The 17,426-nt window shown below is 65.5% G+C and carries 17 protein-coding genes; 15 read left to right on the top strand and 2 right to left on the bottom strand.

Annotation, left to right across the window (positions count from 1 at the left end):
• The first annotated feature begins 49 nt into the window (after window positions 1–49).
• Window positions 50–865 (top strand): alpha/beta fold hydrolase, encoded by an 816-nt coding sequence (locus A7X65_RS15715; RefSeq protein ID WP_063686269.1) that lies wholly within the window; start codon window positions 50–52, stop codon window positions 863–865.
• A 270-nt stretch (window positions 866–1,135) separates the two neighbouring features.
• Here A7X65_RS15715 and A7X65_RS15710 read toward each other — a convergent pair whose 3' ends face one another.
• The gene (locus tag A7X65_RS15710) at window positions 1,136–1,807 is read right to left on the bottom strand and encodes a DUF938 domain-containing protein (RefSeq protein ID WP_063686267.1); all 672 of its coding nucleotides are present in this window, start codon (window positions 1,805–1,807) and stop codon (window positions 1,136–1,138) included.
• A gap of 261 nt (window positions 1,808–2,068) precedes the next feature.
• Between A7X65_RS15710 and soxX the strand changes: the two genes are divergently transcribed.
• From soxX to A7X65_RS15655, 11 genes are all read left to right on the top strand, one after another.
• Window positions 2,069–2,422, top strand: coding sequence for a sulfur oxidation c-type cytochrome SoxX (soxX, locus tag A7X65_RS15705; RefSeq protein WP_063686265.1), 354 nt, complete (start codon window positions 2,069–2,071; stop codon window positions 2,420–2,422).
• A 36-nt stretch (window positions 2,423–2,458) separates the two neighbouring features.
• Window positions 2,459–2,950, top strand: a complete 492-nt coding sequence (gene soxY, locus A7X65_RS15700; protein ID WP_063686263.1) for a thiosulfate oxidation carrier protein SoxY — start codon at window positions 2,459–2,461, stop codon at window positions 2,948–2,950.
• 11 nt (window positions 2,951–2,961) lie between these two features.
• Window positions 2,962–3,273 (top strand): thiosulfate oxidation carrier complex protein SoxZ, encoded by a 312-nt coding sequence (gene soxZ, locus A7X65_RS15695; RefSeq protein ID WP_063686261.1) that lies wholly within the window; start codon window positions 2,962–2,964, stop codon window positions 3,271–3,273.
• Window positions 3,273–4,136, top strand: coding sequence for a sulfur oxidation c-type cytochrome SoxA (soxA, locus tag A7X65_RS15690; protein WP_063686259.1), 864 nt, complete (start codon window positions 3,273–3,275; stop codon window positions 4,134–4,136). Before soxZ ends, soxA begins: the two co-directional genes overlap by 1 nt.
• Entirely contained in the window at window positions 4,133–4,438 is a 306-nt protein-coding gene (locus tag A7X65_RS15685) for a hypothetical protein (RefSeq protein WP_063686257.1), read from the top strand. Before soxA ends, A7X65_RS15685 begins: the two co-directional genes overlap by 4 nt.
• Window positions 4,439–4,491: 53 nt before the next feature.
• The gene (soxB, locus tag A7X65_RS15680; protein ID WP_063686255.1) at window positions 4,492–6,237 is read left to right on the top strand and encodes a thiosulfohydrolase SoxB; all 1,746 of its coding nucleotides are present in this window, start codon (window positions 4,492–4,494) and stop codon (window positions 6,235–6,237) included.
• A 2-nt stretch (window positions 6,238–6,239) separates the two neighbouring features.
• Window positions 6,240–6,698, top strand: a complete 459-nt coding sequence (locus A7X65_RS15675) for a DsrE family protein (RefSeq protein WP_082884957.1) — start codon at window positions 6,240–6,242, stop codon at window positions 6,696–6,698.
• A 319-nt stretch (window positions 6,699–7,017) separates the two neighbouring features.
• Window positions 7,018–8,055, top strand: coding sequence for an MBL fold metallo-hydrolase (locus A7X65_RS15670; protein ID WP_063686251.1), 1,038 nt, complete (start codon window positions 7,018–7,020; stop codon window positions 8,053–8,055).
• A 90-nt stretch (window positions 8,056–8,145) separates the two neighbouring features.
• Window positions 8,146–8,325 carry a hypothetical protein gene (locus tag A7X65_RS15665; protein WP_063686249.1) on the top strand — a complete coding sequence of 60 codons (180 nt, stop codon included), beginning with the start codon at window positions 8,146–8,148 and terminating at the stop codon, window positions 8,323–8,325.
• 154 nt (window positions 8,326–8,479) lie between these two features.
• Window positions 8,480–9,685: an MFS transporter gene (locus A7X65_RS15660; RefSeq protein WP_063686247.1), complete on the top strand. Its 1,206-nt coding sequence runs from the start codon at window positions 8,480–8,482 to the stop codon at window positions 9,683–9,685.
• Window positions 9,686–9,850: 165 nt separating this feature from the next.
• Window positions 9,851–11,566 carry an N-acyl-D-amino-acid deacylase family protein gene (locus A7X65_RS15655; RefSeq protein WP_063686245.1) on the top strand — a complete coding sequence of 572 codons (1,716 nt, stop codon included), beginning with the start codon at window positions 9,851–9,853 and terminating at the stop codon, window positions 11,564–11,566.
• A gap of 194 nt (window positions 11,567–11,760) precedes the next feature.
• On the opposite strand, the gene A7X65_RS15650 is transcribed toward A7X65_RS15655, so the two are convergent.
• Complete coding sequence (locus tag A7X65_RS15650; protein ID WP_063686243.1) at window positions 11,761–13,095, bottom strand: MFS transporter; 1,335 nt, start codon at window positions 13,093–13,095, stop codon at window positions 11,761–11,763.
• 143 nt (window positions 13,096–13,238) lie between these two features.
• Here A7X65_RS15650 and A7X65_RS15645 point away from each other — a divergent pair, with 143 nt between their 5' ends.
• The 3 genes from A7X65_RS15645 to A7X65_RS15635 are packed head-to-tail and all read left to right on the top strand — an operon-like array spanning window position 13,239 to window position 17,423.
• A complete protein-coding gene (locus tag A7X65_RS15645) occupies window positions 13,239–13,892 on the top strand; it encodes an ABC transporter ATP-binding protein (protein WP_063686241.1) in 654 nt (217 codons plus the stop codon).
• Window positions 13,889–16,351 (top strand): FtsX-like permease family protein, encoded by a 2,463-nt coding sequence (locus A7X65_RS15640; RefSeq protein WP_063686239.1) that lies wholly within the window; start codon window positions 13,889–13,891, stop codon window positions 16,349–16,351. Before A7X65_RS15645 ends, A7X65_RS15640 begins: the two co-directional genes overlap by 4 nt.
• A complete protein-coding gene (locus tag A7X65_RS15635) occupies window positions 16,341–17,423 on the top strand; it encodes a lipocalin-like domain-containing protein (RefSeq protein WP_063686237.1) in 1,083 nt (360 codons plus the stop codon). Before A7X65_RS15640 ends, A7X65_RS15635 begins: the two co-directional genes overlap by 11 nt.
• Window positions 17,424–17,426 lie beyond the last annotated feature (3 nt).

The following is a 17,426-nucleotide window of genomic DNA, read 5'->3' as shown; positions in this document are numbered from 1 at the left end:
GCGCGATCAATCCCTCTTACTCTGATCGGCAGCATCATCGGTTCTGGAGATGCCCTCAATGCAATTCATTGCGTCCGGTCGCGCCCGACTTGCCACAGAGGTCGTAGGCCGCGGCACCGCCGTTGTCTTTCTTCATGCCAATGTGTGCGACCGGCGCATGTGGCGCGCCCAGCTGGATGCGATCGGCGCCACCCAAAAGGCGGTCGCCTATGACCGGCGCGGCTTCGGCGAAACACGCGCCGAGCCGGAAGATTTCTCCGCCCTCGCAGACCTCGTCGCGGTGCTGGACGCGACCGCGGACGGCAAGCCCGCAATTCTCGTCGGTTGCTCCCTCGGCGGCCGCATCGCGCTCGACGCAGCGATCCGATACAAGTCGCGCGTTCGCGCCCTCGTCCTGATTGCCACCAATGTCGCGGGCGCGCCCGATCCGACCTACACGCCCGACATCGAGAAACTGATGACGCAATCGAAGCAAGCCGAGGCGTCCGGCGACCTCGATCGGGTGAACGCGATGAAGGCGCGTCTCTGGCTGGACGGCCCGCTGGCGCACGAAGGCCGCGTCGCGGGCGCTGCGCGCGATCTGTTCCTCGAGATGAACGGTATCGCGCTTCGCTCCCCGCCGTACGGGGCTGACGTCGACATTCGGCCCTTCTTCGACCGGCTCGGCGATGTCGCGGTGCCGACACTCGTGGTGTGGGGCGACCTCGATTTCCCCTACGTCCAGGAACGCTGCCGCCATGTCGCCGCGGTCGTACCGGGCGCGGAGAAGCGCGAGATGTCGGGCGCCGCGCATGTCCCAAGCCTGGAGCGCCCGGCGGAGGTTACGGCTCTCATTTCCGAATTCATCGCACGGCATGCGGGATAAGGCGGCGAGACGCGACAGCGCTGCTGCGCATGTGAGGAAACGCGGCGGCGAGCTTGCCTGCGGCCATCCTTCGAGACGCCCGCCTTTGGCGGGCCCTCAGGATGAGGACGGAGTGTGTGGCAGTAATTTCACCGGGCAAAGCTGCCACTCAGCCTCATCCTGAGGAGACCGCGTAGCGGTCGTCTCGAAGGACGAGGCGCTTGCTCAGCCCCGCCAAGTTCACATGCGATTGCCCTGCCCTGCTGGGAGGGAGCGCACCGCGATCTTGGCTCAGCGCGCAAACACCAGCGTCAGATTGTTCGCAGGCATCTCGATCGTATCGATGAGGCTGAGGCCTGCCGCCTTCGCCAGCGTCTCGACATCGCCGATGTCGCGCACGCCCCAGTCGGGATTGCCTTCGCGCAAGGAGGTGTCGAACACGGCGTTGCTGAGCGCCGTGTGCTTGCCGTCGCGCTTGAAGGGGCCATAGAGAAACAGCTTGCCGTCGGCGCGCAAATAGCGGCCGGCGCCGGCGAACAGGCCTTCGGCCACGGACCATGGCGCGATGTGGATGACATTGGCGCAGAACACGGCGGCAAGGCTGGCCGGCCCCTGCCCGCTCTTCATCTCCGGGCACCAGTCGGGATCGGTGAGATCGATCCGCAAGGGCGAGCGGACGTTCTGCAGGCCCGAATGGACCCGCCAGGCCTCGATGCTCTTCACGTGCCGCTGGTTGAGATCGCTCGGCCACCAGACGAGGCCGGGCGTATGCCGGGCGAAATGGACCACGTGCTGGCCGGTTCCGCTGCCGACCTCGACCACGTTCCCGGTCAGCCCGGCGAGATGCTTCTCCAGCGCCGCCCAGATCGGCTCGTGATTGCGATGGAAGGCCGGCGCATCGAGGCGCCCGTCGGGCTCGACCCGTCCGCCGTCCCTGCCAAATTCGACGACATATTCAGCCAAGTGAGGTCCCCTTAAAAAAACGAGAACGCGATGAAAACAGCATGAGCGCCCAAACGCCCCGTAAACGGCCGGCCCGCACCCACTCCTCTTAACGCCCGGGCCAAATCGGCCGTACAAATAATCTCTTTAGTTGCAATGCGGAAGATATTAACTCCATTTTGCCGCGTGCATAGTCTTGATTGTCAGGTGCGGCCCTTTGTGCTTTGGAACGCTTATATTTCCGCGATCGAGACCATCGCCGCAACGCCTCGGAATGACGCATTGACCGCCCTTTCCCGGATGCCCCTCCTGTTCCTCCTGCTGGCCATCACAGCCGGCCTTGCCGGCCCGGCACGGGCGCAATCCGCTGTTGCCGACGGCCAGAAGCTCGCCTTCGACCGCGGCAAGGGCAATTGCCTGACCTGCCACGTCATCAAGGGCGGCGACCTGCCGGGAACGATCGGTCCGGAGCTGAAGGACATCAAATCAAAATACCCTGATCGCAACGAGCTGGTCGCGATCATCTTCGACGAGACCAAGCGCAATCCCCAGACCATGATGCCGCCGTTCGGCCGCAACAGGATTTTGACCGAGCAGGAGATCAGCGCGATCGTTGATTTCCTGCAGACCCTGTGACCGCCGGCTGCCAAGAGATCGTCCAGGAGATTTGAGATGACCACGACCACCGGCCCTCTTCCGACGCGGCGCCTGATCCTTCAGGGCGCAGCCGGCGTCGCGCTGCTGGGCCTCGGCAATCTGCCGTTCGGCGCGAGCCCTGCGCTTGCGGCGGCGAACGACAAATATCCGGAAGAGGCCTTCAAGCAGAAGAACGAGGCCGACGCGATCAAGGCGCTCTATGGCAAGACCGCCGAGCCGTCCGACAAGATCAAGCTCGATGCGCCCGAGATCGCCGAGAACGGCGGCGTGGTGCCGATCTCGGTGACGACGTCGCTCGACAAGGTCACCTCGATCTCGTTCTTCGTCGCAGAGAACCCGTTCGCGCTCGCGGCGAGCTACAGGATTCCCGACGGCACCGTTGCGGCTGTCGCCAACCGGCTGAAGATGGCCAAAACCACCAACGTGGTCGCGATCGTCGAGGCCGACGGCAAGCTCTACAGCGCGACCAAGGAAGTGAAGGTCACCGTCGGCGGCTGCGGCGGCTAGGGAGAACCGAGATGGCATCCAGCATTCGCGTCCGCGCGACCGCCAACGGCGACATCACCGAGGTGCAGGCGCTGATCCAGCACCCCATGGACACCGGCCTCGTCAAGGATTCCAAGGGCGAGCTGATTCCGGCGCACTACATCCAGCAGCTGAAATTCGAATGTAACGGCAAGGACGTGTTCGTCGCCGATTGGGGCACCGCGGTCTCCAAGGACCCCTACATCAAGTTCAGCTTCAAGGGTGCCAAGAAGGGCGACGAGCTCAAGATCTCCTGGACCGACAACAAGGGTGGCTCGGACACGACCACGGCGAAGATCGCGTGATGACGGCCCGCATCCATCTCCTGCTTGGCTCGCTCAGCGCCGCGCTGGTCGCGTTCGCGCTGACCTCCCCGCGCGTGATCGCGGCCGACAAGGTCGACCCCGTCGCTGATGCCAAGGCGTTCCAGAACTTCTTCTTCCAGAAGTTTCCGAACGTGAAGCACGAGGATTTCGTCAACGGTCCTTATTCCATGAACGAGGACATGAAGCGGCAGTGGCAGGAGAAGGAGGAATTCCCGCCCTACGAGTTCGCGCTCGACGCCGGCAAGGAAATGTTCGCGACACCGTTCAAGAACGGCAAGACCTATGCCGACTGCTTCCCGAACGGCGGCATCGGCATCCGCCAGAACTATCCCTATTTCGACGAAAAGGAAGGCAAGGTCGTCACGCTGGAGCTCGCGCTCAATCGCTGCCGCGAGGCCAATGGCGAAGCGCCCTATTCCTACGTCAAGGACGAGATGGCCTCGCTGACCGCGTACATGGCCTACACCTCGCGCGGCGAGCTGATGGACATCAAGATTCCCGATGATCCCCGTGCGCTCGCGGCGTTCGAGAACGGCAAGCGCTATTTTTACACCCGCCGCGGCCAGATGAATTTCTCCTGTGCGAGCTGCCACGTGCAGAGCCCGGGCGAGCGTATCCGCGCCGAGATCCTGGCGCCCGCGCTCGGCATCCTGAACGCGATGCCGATCTACCGCTCCGAATGGAGCGGCATGGGTACGACCAGCCGCCGCTTCGTCACCTGCAACAGCCAGACCCGCGCGGTTCCGCTGGAGCCGCAGGCGGATGAATATCGCGACGTCGAATATTTCCTCTCCTACGTCGCCAACGGACTGCCGATTTCGGGCCCGGGAGCGCGGCCATGAAGCGGTCACTTCTCCTCGCGATGCTGCTGACCTCGAGCCTTGCGCCGTCCGCGCGCGCGGCAAACGAGGCGGACTACAAGGCAGCCTATGCGGCTGCCGAAGCCGCCTCCAAGGAGGCAGCCGGCATGCGCAATCAATGGACCGTGACCGTTTCCGCGCTGGCGGCGGCAAAGAAGGCTGCCGACGGCGGCGACTTCGACCGCGCAACCGCTGCGGCGAAGGAGGCCGAGGCACTGGCGAAGGCCTCGATCTTCCAGGCGACGTCTGAAAAAGACGCCTGGAAGGCGATGGAAATCCGCTAGACTTGCTGCCGTGGAACTGTCGGACCGTTAGTTAGGGGCGCGGAGAATTCGAGATGGGCATCCGCCGCCGCGATTTCCTGAGAGCTGCAGGCCTTGCCGCCGCTTCGCTCAGCCTGCCCCGGCTTGCGCGCGGCACGGAGACCGCAAGCATCTACGAGCTCGAACGGTTCGGCAACGCGCGAATCCTGCACATCACCGACGCGCATGCGCAGCTCAACCCGGTCTATTTCCGCGAGCCCAGCGTCAATATCGGCATCGGCGAGATGGCGGGACGACCGCCACATCTGGTCGGGCGCGCCTTCCTGGAGCGGTTCGGCATCCGGCCCGACAGCGCCGATGCCTATGCCTTCACCTGCTTCGAGTTCGAGAAGTCCGCGGGCCGTTTCGGCAAGCTCGGCGGCTTCGCCCATCTGAAGACGCTGGTCGACCGCCTGCGCGGCGACGTCGGCGAAAAGGATTCGCTGCTCGTCGACGGCGGCGATCTCTGGCAGGGCACCGGGCTTGCAAACGTCATGCAGGGCCGCGACATGGTGGAGGTCGCCAATTTGCTCGGCATCGAGGCGATGACCGGACATTGGGAATTCACCTATGGCGAGCAGGCGCTGCGCGACAATCTCGAGCGCTTCAAGGGCGAATTCCTGGCGCAGAACGTCTTCCTGACCGAGGAAGCCGCGTTCAACGACGCCCGCGCCTTCGACCCCGCGACCGGGCGCGTCTTCAAGCCGTCCATGATCAAGGAGCTCGGCGGTCATCGGGTCGCAATCATCGGCCAAGCCTTTCCTTACGTGCCGATCGCGCATCCCAAGCGCTTCACGCCGGATTGGACTTTCGGCATCCGCGAGGAGGAACTGCAGAAGCATGTCGATGCCTTGCGCGGCACCGACAAGGTCGATGCGGTCATCCTGCTGTCGCACAACGGCATGGATGTCGACCTCAAGCTCGCCAGCCGCGTCACCGGCATCGACGTCATCCTCGGCGGCCATACCCATGATGCCGTGCCGCAGCCGATTGCCGTGAAGAACGCCGGCGGCACGACGCTCGTCACCAATGCCGGCTCCAACGGCAAATTCCTGGGCGTGCTCGACCTCGCGCTCGACAAGGGCAAGGTCAGCGACGTCCGCTATCATCTGCTGCCGGTCTATTCGGAGCTGCTGAAAGCCGATCCCGGGATGGCCGAGCTGATCGGCCGGGTTCGTGCGCCGCACGTCTCCGACTGGTCGGAGAAGATCGCGACGCCCGACCGACTGCTCTATCGCCGCGGCAATTTCACCGGGCCGATGGACGAATTGATCTGCACCGCGCTGCGCACCGAGCTCGATGCCGAGATCGCGCTGTCGCCCGGCTTCCGCTGGGGCGTCACCGCGCTGTCGGGCCAAGCGATGACCATGGAGGACCTGCTCGCGGAAACCGCCATCACCTATCCCGAGACCTATGTGCAGGAGATGACGGGCGCAGAGATCAAGACCGTGATGGAAGACGTCTGCGACAATCTCTTCAACGCCGATCCCTATTACCAGCAGGGCGGCGACATGGTGCGTGCCGGCGGGCTCAGCTACACCTGCACGCCGACGAATGCGATCGGCAGCCGCATCTCGGAGCTGAAGCTCAACAACGGCAAGGCGATCAGCGCCGGCCATCGCTACAAGGTCGCGGGCTGGGCCTCGGTCAATGGTCAGCAGGGCGCACCGGTATGGGACGTGGTCGGCAAATATCTGCGCTCGGGTCGGATGCTTCAGGAGCGCCTTGGCTCCGGCGTCGCGCTGCAGGGCGTCGACGGCAACCCCGGCATTGCGGGATAGGCGTGATGCGGTCGAAGGTCTTTTGCGCGATGCTGCTGGCGCTGCTCGCCTGCGCGGCGATGCCACAGGCCTTTGCCCAGCAGGTGCCGCTCCAGGACAAGCCCTTCGCCGAGCACAAGATCGTGCTGCAGCTCTCCGACGGTGATGCCAGGAAGCAGGCGCTGGTGCTGAGCGTCGCCAACAATTTGTTGAAGGCCTACGATCCCGACAAGATCGCGATCGAGGTGGTGGCGTTCGGCCCCGGCATCGATCTGCTGCTGTCCGGCAGCGAGCGCCGCAAGCAGGTCGAGAGCCTGATCGCGCAGGGCGTGCGTTTCGACATCTGCCTCAACACGGTCGACACGCTCGAGCGCGAGACGGGCAAGCGGCCGGAATTCATCCCGGCGGCAACGCCGGTGCAGGTGGGCGTCGGGCAGATCCTGTTCCTGACGGAGAACGGGTACACATTGGTGCGGCCGTAAGGGCTGTCGGGAGTTTGTGACAGGCCACAGCCCTCCTCGTCGTCCCGGCGAAGGCCGGGACCCATACCGCGTGATCCTTCTAGACGAGCGGTAGGAGTACCGGACGACTAGTCTTCGCCAAACTCCTCCCTGGGGTTATGGGTCCCGGCCTCCGCCGGGACGACACCGAATTTGTGGAGCAGCCATCGGCCACACCCAGCCCTCACCCCGCGGAATAAAAATCTTCCAAATTACCTCTCAATCTCAGTGAATTACTTCTCCTTATGGCCCGCAACGTAGTAGAATCCTCGAGATCAGTTCCAAGCCGCCGGGTCCTGCCATGATCTTCCGCCAGCTCTTCGACAGCGTTTCGGGCACCTACAGCTATGTCCTCGCCAGCCGCCCCGGCGGCGAGGCGCTGATCCTCGATCCCGTGCTGGAGAAGGTCGACCGCTATTGCCAGCTGCTGCGCGAGCTCGACCTCAAGCTGGTCAAGGCCGTCGACACTCATCTGCATGCCGACCACGTCACCGGGCTCGGCGAGCTGCGCGACCGCACCCATTGCATGACGGTGATGGGCGACCAGACCAAGGCCGACGTGGTGGCGATGCGGGTTGCCGACGGCGACAAGGTGACGATCGAGGGCCTGTCGCTCGACGTGATGTACACGCCGGGCCACACCGACGATTCCTATTCCTATTTGATGGGCGACCGCGTCTTCACCGGCGACACGCTGCTGATCCGCGGCACCGGCCGCACCGATTTCCAGAACGGTTCGTCGCGCGCGCAGTATGAATCGATTTTCAACCGGCTCTTGAAGCTGCCGGACGAGACGATGGTATTCCCGGCGCATGACTACAAGGGCGACACCGTCTCCACCATCGGCGAGGAGAAGCGCTACAACCCGCGGCTCCAAGTGCGCTCGGTCGACGAATATATCGAGTTGATGGCGAACCTGAAGCTGCCCAATCCGAAGATGATGGACGTGGCGGTGCCCGCCAACATGCATGTCGGCCTGCATCAGGAGGCGCTGGAGAAGGAAGGCCGCGCGCTCAGCGCCGTCGACGCGATCCGCAGCCTCGGCCGGCCCGACATCCTGCTGGTCGACCTGCGCGAGACCAATGAGCGGATCAAGCACGGCATGCTCGAGGGCGCATTGCATACGCCCTATCCCAGTGTCGAGGAGAGCCTGAAGCCCGGCGGCATGCTGCGCGAGGTCGCGGCCGCAACGGGACGCCGCGTCGTGTTCTTCTGCGCCTTCGGCGAGCGCTCGGCGATGGCGGTTGCGGCGGCCAAGGACGCCGGCCTGCTCAACACCGCCCATATCGCCGGCGGCATCGATGCCTGGAAGAAGGCGGGCGGCCCGGTCTTGCACTGACGGCCGGGTCTCACCCCCCTTGAGATAAGTCAGGTTCCGCTCATATTTGGCGGATAGATTCGGATGCAGCATCACCATCCGGGACCAGCCATGGCCAAGACCGCCAAAAAGACCGGGATTAAGAGCTCCAAGCCGAGCGGACCGCCGAAGACGGCGGACGACAAGGCGAAGAAGCCCTTGCCACCGCGCGAGAGCGACGACGATGACGAAGACGGCGACTTCGCCACGCCGAAGCGCGATCGCGAAGGAAATGATGACGAGCCGTTGTAGAGACGGCTAGCGCTTCAAACTCCGCCGTCGTCCCGGCGAGGATGGAGGCCCCTCATTCCCCCACCCGCGTTACCTGCCATGCGCCTGCGTTCATGGACAAATAACCGCTGTCCCCGATAGTTTGCGCGTCCATCGGGAGTGAAACGGAACTGCAATGGTCGACGTTCTCGCCGCACCGCAGCAAGGCAAGGCGGACAGTGCGCTGCGCACGCTGACGGGGATCTCGATCGCGCACTGGGTCAGCCATTTCCATCTGCTGGTCCTGCCGATGCTGTTTCCGTTCCTCAAGGAGAGGCTCGGGGTCGGCTATATCGAGCTCGGCTTCGCGCTGACCGTGTTCGCGGTCGTGTCCGGCCTGACGCAGGCGCCGACCGGCTATCTCGTCGATCATTTTGGCGCGCGGAAGATCCTGCTGGCCGGGCTCACACTCGGCGGCCTTGCCCTGATCCTGCTCGGCCTGCACCTCAGCTACGTCTCACTGATCGCCTGCGCCGTGCTGCTCGGGCTCGCCAACAGCGTCTATCATCCCGCCGACTACGCCATCCTCGCCGAGCACATGGACGAGGCACGGATGGGCCGCGCCTTCTCGATCCACACATTCGCGGGCTTTCTCGGCGGCGCGGTGGCGCCGGCAATCGTCGCGGCGCTCGTCACGATGTCTGGTGGCACCGGCGCGCTGATCGCCTCGGGGGCGATCGCGGTGCTGGTCGCGCTGCTGCTGATCGCCATGAACATTCCCGATGCCGGCGCCCACAAGAAGAAGCCGGGCGCGGAGAACGCGCCGAAGCAGGCCGTCATCACGCCGGCGCTGATGATGCTGACCGCGCTGTTCATGCTGCTCAGCCTGTCGGTCGCCGGCATCAACAATTTCGGCGTGGTCGCGCTGATGAGCGGCTATGGCGCCTCCTATTCCTCGGCCAACGTCACGCTGACGGCGTTCCTCGGCTGCAGCGCCGCGGGCGTGCTCGCGGGCGGTTTCCTCGCCGACTACACCAAACACCATGGCTATGTCGCCGCGGCCTGCTTTGCCGTGAACGCGGCGATCGTGCTGATGATCGCGCTGGTGACGCTGCCTGTCTGGGCACTGACCGCAACGATGGCGACCGCAGGCTTCCTCTCCGGCGTGATCGCGCCCTCGCGCGACATGCTGGTGCGCAACGCCGCGCCCGCCGGCGCTGCGGGCCGCGCCTTCGGCATCGTCTCCACCGGTTTCAATCTCGGCGGCATCGTCTCACCGCTGCTGTTCGGCTGGATCATGGACCAGAACGCGCCGCATTGGGTGTTCGGCGCGTCGGTGATCTTCATGGTGGCGACGGTGGTGCTGTCGCCGTTCACGGAACGGAAGCCGGCGAAGGCGTAGCGACGAATAACGATGTCGTCCCGGCGAAGGCCGGGACCCATACTCACGAACTTAGTTGTGGCGCGAGCTGGTCATTGCCAGTCTTCGCCAAACTCAAGGTGGTGGCTATGGGTCCCGGCCTTCGCCGGGACGACAAGAAACAACAACAAAACGGGAAGAAACACCATGAGCACCCCTGATCTCGTGATCCGCGGCGGCACCGTTGCGGACGGCCACGGCGGCGAGCTGTTCGAGGCCGACGTCGCCATCACCGGTGGCAGGATCCGCGAGGTTGGGAAGGTCTCGGCTAAGGGCCGCGAAGAGATCGACGCGCGCGGCAAGCTGGTGACGCCAGGCTTCGTCGACGTGCACACCCATTACGACGGCCAGGTCACCTGGAGCCAGGACATCACGCCGTCATCGCAGAACGGGGTTACCACCGCGATCATGGGCAATTGCGGCGTCGGCTTTGCGCCGTGCAAGCCCGCCGACCACACCCGCCTGATCCAGCTGATGGAAGGCGTCGAGGACATTCCCGAGCCGGTCTTGAGCGCCGGCATTCCCTGGGCCTGGGAAAGCTTTCCGGACTACATGGACTGGCTCGCCAAGCGCGATTTCGACATCGACGTTGGCGCGCAGCTGCCGCATGCGGCGCTCCGCGTCTATGTCATGGGCGAGCGCGGCGCGCGCCGTGATCCATCGACCGCCGAGGACAATGCGGCGATGGCGAAGCTCGCGGGCGAAGCGGTGCGCTCCGGCGCGCTCGGCTTCTCGACCTCGCGCACGCTCAACCACCGCACCTCGACCGGCGACTTCACGCCGACCCTGAAGGCCGGCGAGGACGAGCTCACCGCGATCGCGGGCGCGATGCATCGGCAGGGCCGCAGCGTGCTGCAATTCGTGCTGGATCTCTCCACCATCCACGAAGATCTGCCGATGATGTTGCGGGTGGCGGACCAGACCAAATGCCCGATCTCGTTCTCGATCACGCAGAACGACAAATCGCCGAACCGCTGGCGCCAGACGCTGGACGAGATCAATGCGGCGGCGAAGCGCGGCCTTTCCATCACCGCGCAGATCGCGGCGCGGCCCGTCGGCCTGCTGCTGGGGCTCGAGCTGTCGCGCAATCCGTTCCAGACCCATCCGAGCTACAAGGCGATCGCGCATCTGCCGCTGAGGGAGCGGCTGGCCCGGCTGCATCAAGCCGATGTGCGCAAGGCAATCCTGAGCGAGACGGCGACCGCGACCGACGATCCGCTGTTCTTCCGTCCCAACTACGACAAGATGTTCCTGCTCGGCGATCCCCCCGACTACGAGCAGCCGCCGGAGAACGCGCTGGGACCGCAGGCGCGCAGGCAGGGACGGCAGCCGGAGGAGCTTGCCTATGACGCGATGCTGTCGGACGATGGCCGCGGCATGCTCTACGTGCCCTTCCTCAACTATTCCGACGGCAATCTCGATGCGACGCGCGAGATGCTGATCGATCCGCAATCGGTGCCGGGCCTGTCCGACGGCGGCGCGCATTGCGGCATCATCTGCGATGCCAGCTTCCCGACCTATCTGCTGACGCACTGGACGCGCGATCGCAAGCGCGGCGAGAAGCTGACGATTCCGTTCGTGGTCGCGGCGCAGTCGCGCAAGACCGCGCTTTCGGTCGGCCTCACCGACCGCGGGCTGATCGCGCCCGGCTACAAGGCCGACGTCAACGTGATCGATTACGACCGCCTGCATCTGCATCCGCCGAAGGTGCATTACGATCTGCCGGTCGGCGGACGGCGGCTGCTGCAGGACGTCGACGGCTATGATGCGACGATCGTGTCGGGCGTGGTGACGCGGCGGCACGGCGAGGCCACCGGACAGCGGCCGGGGAAGCTGATTCGCGGCGCGCAGGGGGTGAACTAGGGCGAATTGGGTCTGAGGCGCAAAGGCGCTTCAACGCGTTCAGTGTCGTCCCGGCGAAGGCCGGGACCCATAGCCACGAAAGGGAGTGGGATCGCAAAACGCCCACTCCGAGTCTTCGCCAAACCACTTCCTGTGGTTATGGGTCCCGGCCTTCGCCGGGACGACGGTTGTGTTTGTGGCGGGCTTTTAGGCCCTTACGTCGGCGAGACCGCGCCCTTCAGCGACGTTCCTTGCGGAGCCGCACCGCGCGTCAGCCTGGCCTTTTCCGTGTTCGGCCACAGCAGCAGCAAGCCGATGACGCCGGAGGCGGCCATCACCACCGCGTTGATGGTGAAGCCGGTCATGTAGCCGTCGAGCATGCTGCCGGAGCGCTGGATCACCGTGCCCATCACGCTGGGCGCGATGATGCCCGAGAGCGTGTAGAGCGCGCCGTAGATGGCGATCACCGCGCCGCGCTGCGAGGCCGGAGTGAACTCGCCGAGCATCGGCGGGCAGACCACATAGATCGCGCCGCACAGGCCGGAGCCGACGACCAGCAGCGCGATCTGCAGGCCCGGGCCCTGCACATGCGCCATCCCGGCGAGGATCAGGCCGCCGATGATCAGCGGCACCGAGCCGAGCACGCCGCGCGAGATGCGCGTGGTGTAGCCGCGCGCCATCATCACCTGCGAGATCCAGCCGGTAAGGATGACGATGGTCGCACCGAACACCCAGGGCAGGATCGAGATAAAGCCGGCCTGGCTCTGCGAGAAGCCGAGGCCCTTGACGATGAAGGGCGTGAACCAGGTGAGGCCGAGCGACAGCGCCCAATAGGCGCCGAAGGTCGCGACGACGCAGCCGACGAAGGTGCGCGAGGTCAGAAGCTGCACATAGGGAATCTTCGCCTCGGTGGCGGCGAGAACCTGGGTGTCCTCCAGCGGGCCTTCCTTGCCGAGCGCGAGCCAGGCGCAGACCCAGATCAGGCCGACGACGCCGAGCGCGCCGAAAGCGTAGTGCCAGGAGTGGTTGACGATGACCCAGTTCAACGCCGGCACGGCGAGGATGACGCCGAAGGCCGAGCCCTGCGACAGGATCGCGGTCGGCAGCGTGCGCTTCTCGTCGGGGAACCATTTGTAGATCGCGTGCGCGGCGACCGAGAAGGCCGGGCCTTCGCCGGCCCCCAGCACGATGCGGCAGATCAGAAGCGTGGTGAAGGAGACGGTGCCGACCATCGGAAACTGGGCCAGCGCCCAGATCACCGCCAGCGTCAGCAGCACCCAGCGCGTCGGCACCTTGTTGACGATGAAGCCGACCACGATGGCCGAGATCGAGAACAGGAAGAAGAACGAGGACCCGAGCAGGCCGAATTGCTCGGCGCTGAGCTTCATGTCGGTCATGATCGGCACGCCGGCGAGGCCGACGACGATCTTGTCCGCGAAGTTCACCACCATGAAGAGAAAGAGGAGAAATGTGACGGTCCAGGCGCCCTTCGGCGTTGCCTTGGAATCCCCTGCCGTCCGGCCCATTTCGGGCGTTCCCTGAGCGCTCATCGTTCTCCCCGTATGTATTTGGTCGGCCTTTTTGATTTGGCCGTCTTGGGAGCTAACAACGGCTTGAAAGCCAACGCAACCCCGGCATTTCCACGGCAGGTGTGCTACGCAGCATTGAGTTAATTCCGTCCGGCGCATCAATCTTGCTGAGCATCCGAAACCTCTCGAAGACCTTCTCCTCCGCCGGCGAGCCGGTCCATGTGCTGCGCGGCGTCGACCTCGACCTCAGGGCCGGGGAGCGCGTCGCGCTGACCGGCGAATCCGGCAGCGGCAAGAGCACCCTGCTGCACCTGATCGCCGGGCTGGATGCCGCCGATGGCGGCTCGATCCGGCTGGAGGATACCGAGGTCACAAAACTCTCGGACGCGGGGCGCGCCGGCTTGCGGCGCGACCGGATCGGGCTGGTGTTTCAACAGTTCAACCTGATCCCGAGCCTGTCGGTCGCGGACAATCTGGCCTTCCAGGCACGGATCGCCGGCCGGCACGATGCGGCCTGGAGCAAGGAGCTGATCGAGCGGCTCGGGCTCGGCAGTCTCCTCAAGCGTTATCCGGAGCAATTGTCGGGCGGCCAGCAGCAGCGGGTCGCGATCGGCCGGGCGCTGGCGACAAAGCCTTCGCTGCTGCTCGCGGACGAGCCGACCGGAAATCTTGACGAAGATACCGCCGAGGACGTGCTGGCGCTGACGCGCGACCTCGTCGCGCGCACCGGCTGCGGCTTCCTGATGGTGACGCACAGCCTGCATCTGGCCGGCACGCTCGACCGCCACCTCACCCTGCATGCGGGGCGGATCGCATGAGACGCGCGCTCTGGGTGCTCGCCGTGCTCCTGAGCCATTGGCGGCGGCACAGGATGCAGTTCGCGACGCTGCTGATCGGGCTGATCGCGGCAACCGCACTGTGGAGCGGCGTGCAGGCCATCAACCAGCAGGCCCGCAACGCCTATGACCGTGCCGCGGCGACCTTTGGCGGCGCGCGCACCGCGATGTTGGTGGCGCCAAATGCGGCGACGTTCCCGCAGGAGCTGTTCGTCAAGCTGCGCCGGGCGGGCTGGCCGGTGTCGCCGGTGCTGGAGGGACGCATCCAGGTCAATGGCCGCTCGGTGCGGCTGCTCGGCATCGAGCCGGTGACGATGCCGGTCGATGTCGGCAACGCGCCGCGCCTCGGTGCCTCGGATTTGCGCAGCTTCGTCGCGCCGCCGGGCCAGACATTGGTGGCGCGGGAGACACTAAGCGATCTGCAGGAAACCGAAGGCGCGGCGCTGCCGATCAGCAGCGGCGCCAAGCTGCCGCCGCTACACGTGCTGCCGCAACTGGTGCCTGACGTGCTGGTGGTCGATATCGGCGTGGCACAGCGGCTGCTGAACAAGCCGGATCAGGTGTCCCGACTTCTGCTCGGCAAGCCGAAGGGCAAGCCGGCGCCGCTGCAAAGCGTCGTCGGCGAGCAGCTGCAGCGGGTTGAGCCGAATGCGGAGACGGAGCTGGAGCGTCTCACCGACAGTTTCCATCTCAACCTCACCGCCTTCGGCTTGCTGTCGTTCTTCGTCGGCCTCTTCATCGTCAATTCGGCCGTGGGCCTCGCCTTCGAGCAGCGGCTGCCGATGCTGCGGACCTTGCGGGCCTGTGGCGCCTCGGCGCGGCTGGTGAACACCGTGCTGGTGGTCGAGCTGGTGGCGCTGGCGCTGGTCGCAGGCCTGATCGGGCTGGTCTGCGGCTACTTCATCGCGGCCGCGCTGCTCCCCGACGTCGCGGCGTCACTGCGCGGGCTCTATGGTGCACAGATCCCGGGGCAGCTCAGCTTGCGCAGCGAATGGTGGCTCGCCGGCATCGGCATCAGCGTTGCCGGCGCGCTCGTTGCGGCGGCGACTAGTCTGATCAAGGCGATCAGGATGCCGGTATTGGCCACCGCGCAGCCGCGCGCCTGGCAGCAGCGGCAGCGCCGCTGGCTGGTCCTGCAGAGCCTGGCGGCGTGCGCCGTATTCGCGGTCGCGCTGCTGCTGCTCCATTACGGCGTGTCGCTGATCGCAGGTTTCGGCGTGCTGGCGGCGCTGATGCTGGGTGCGGCTCTGATCCTGCCGGCCTTCCTCGAGATCATTCTGCTGATCGGCCAGCGCACCGCGCGCGGGCCGCTCGCGCTATGGTTCTGGGCCGACAGCCGGCAGCAGCTCTCCGGCCTGTCGCTGGCACTGATGGCGCTGCTGCTCGCGCTTGCCGTCAATGTCGGGGTGTCCACCATGGTGGAAACGTTCAGCCGCACCTTCATTGGCTGGCTCAACGGGCGGCTTGCCGCCGATGTCTACATCAGCGCCTCCGACAACGCGCAAGGCGTCGCGATCCGCAATTGGCTGAAGGAGCGCGGCGACGTTCAGGCGATCCTGTCGGGCGGCCGCGCCGAAACGCAAGTGCAGGGCCAGCCGGTGGAATTGCTCGGCCTGCCCGATCATGCGCTCTATCGCGAGCGCTGGCCGCTGCTGGAGGCCGCACCGCGCGCCTGGACGCAGCTCATACCGGGCAACGCCGCCTTCATCAGCGAGCAACTGAGCCGGCGGTTGAATGTGCGCGTTGGCGACGTCATCGCGGTGCCGGCGCCGGGCGGGACCTGGGAGCTCGACATCGTCGGCATCTATGCCGATTACGGCAATCCCAAGGGGCAGCTCGCGGTGAACGTCGCGGCGCTGATCCGGCAATTCCCGCAGACGCCGCAAACGCGGATCGGGCTGGTCGTCGCGAAGGAGAACATCCCCGGCCTGATCGCGGCCCTGCAGAAGCAGTTCACGCTCGACGACCGCAGCGTCGCCGACCAGGCGACGGTGAAGGCGGAGTCGATCCGCATCTTCAACCGCACCTTTGCGGTGACCTCGGCGCTGAATGCGTTCACGCTCGGCGTCGCGGGCATCGCGCTGCTCACCAGCCTGCTAACGCTGGCGAATTCGCGCCTGCCGCAGCTTGCCCCGTTGTGGGCGATCGGGATCACGCGACCGCGCCTTGCCGCGATCGAATTGACCAAGACGCTATCGGTGGCGCTGTTCACTGCACTTCTGGCGGTGCCGCTCGGACTGCTGGTGGCGTGGTGCCTGATCGCGATCGTCAATGTGAAGGCGTTCGGCTGGCGGCTGCCGTTCCATGTGTTTCCGCTGCAGCTGATCGAGCTGGTCGCGGTGGCGCTGCTCGCCTCGCTGCTGGCCGCGCTGCTGCCGATGCTGCGGCTGGCGCGGATGCAGCCGGCGAACCTCGTCAAGGTGTTCGCCAATGAGCGCTGACCGGATCTCGCGGCGCGCGTTCGCCGGCGGCATCGCCGCACTCGCGCTCGCGCGCCGTGCGCAAGCGCAAGGCTATGCCGGGCTCGGTGAGACCGCCGACGGCTTTGCGAAGGTGACGCCGGGAAAAACATTCAGCTTCCCCGGAGATCACGGACCGCATCCGGAGTTCCGCATCGAGTGGTGGTATCTCACGGCGAACCTCATGGACGCCGGCGGCGCGGCCTGCGGCCTGCAATGGACACTGTTCCGACAGGCGGCACAGCCGGGACCGCAAGGCGAAGGCTGGGCCAATCAGCAGATCTGGATGGCGCATGCCGCGGTGACACGCGCCGGCACCCATCGCTTCAACGAGCTGTTTTCGCGCGGCGGTATCGGGCAGGCCGGCGTCACGGCAAAACCGTTTGCGGCTTGGATCGATGATTGGGAAATGAAAGGCTCCGAGCGCACCGACGATCGCACGCTCGCACCGCTGACACTGAAGGCATCCGGCACGGACTTCAGTTACGCGCTGACGCTGGAGGCCGATCGCCAGGTGGTGCTGCAGGGCGACCGCGGCTTCAGCCGCAAGTCGGAGCGCGGGCAGGCGTCGTATTATTATAGCCAGCCGTTCTACCGCGCGCGCGGCACGCTCACCATCGACGACAAGCCGGTCGATGTGACAGGGCAAGCCTGGATGGATCGGGAATGGAGCAGCCAGCCTCTCGATGCCGACCAGACAGGCTGGGACTGGCTGTCGCTGCATCTGTCATCCGGCGACAAGCTGATGCTGTACCGGCTGCGGCAGAAAGACGGCAAAGACTATCCATTCGGCAACTGGATCAGCGCGAGCGGCGAGACGCAGATGATCGCGGGCGGCGACATCCAGATGATGCCGAAGGCCACAGTCGAGATTGCCGGGCGCAAGCTGCCGGTGGAATGGCAGATCGCGATCCCCTCGCGATCATTCTCGATCCTGTGCCGGCCGCTCAATCCGAACGCCTGGATGGGAACCGGCTTCTCCTATTGGGAAGGTCCGATCAGCTTTGCCGGCACGCATGACGGCGTTGGCTATCTCGAGCTGACCGGCTATTGAGGC

The organism is Bradyrhizobium stylosanthis (assembly GCF_001641335.1).
Taxonomy (GTDB): Bacteria; Pseudomonadota; Alphaproteobacteria; order Rhizobiales; family Xanthobacteraceae; genus Bradyrhizobium; species Bradyrhizobium stylosanthis.
The sequence above is the reverse complement of the archived record's forward strand: the minus strand, read 5'-3'. Positions and strand labels throughout refer to the sequence as shown.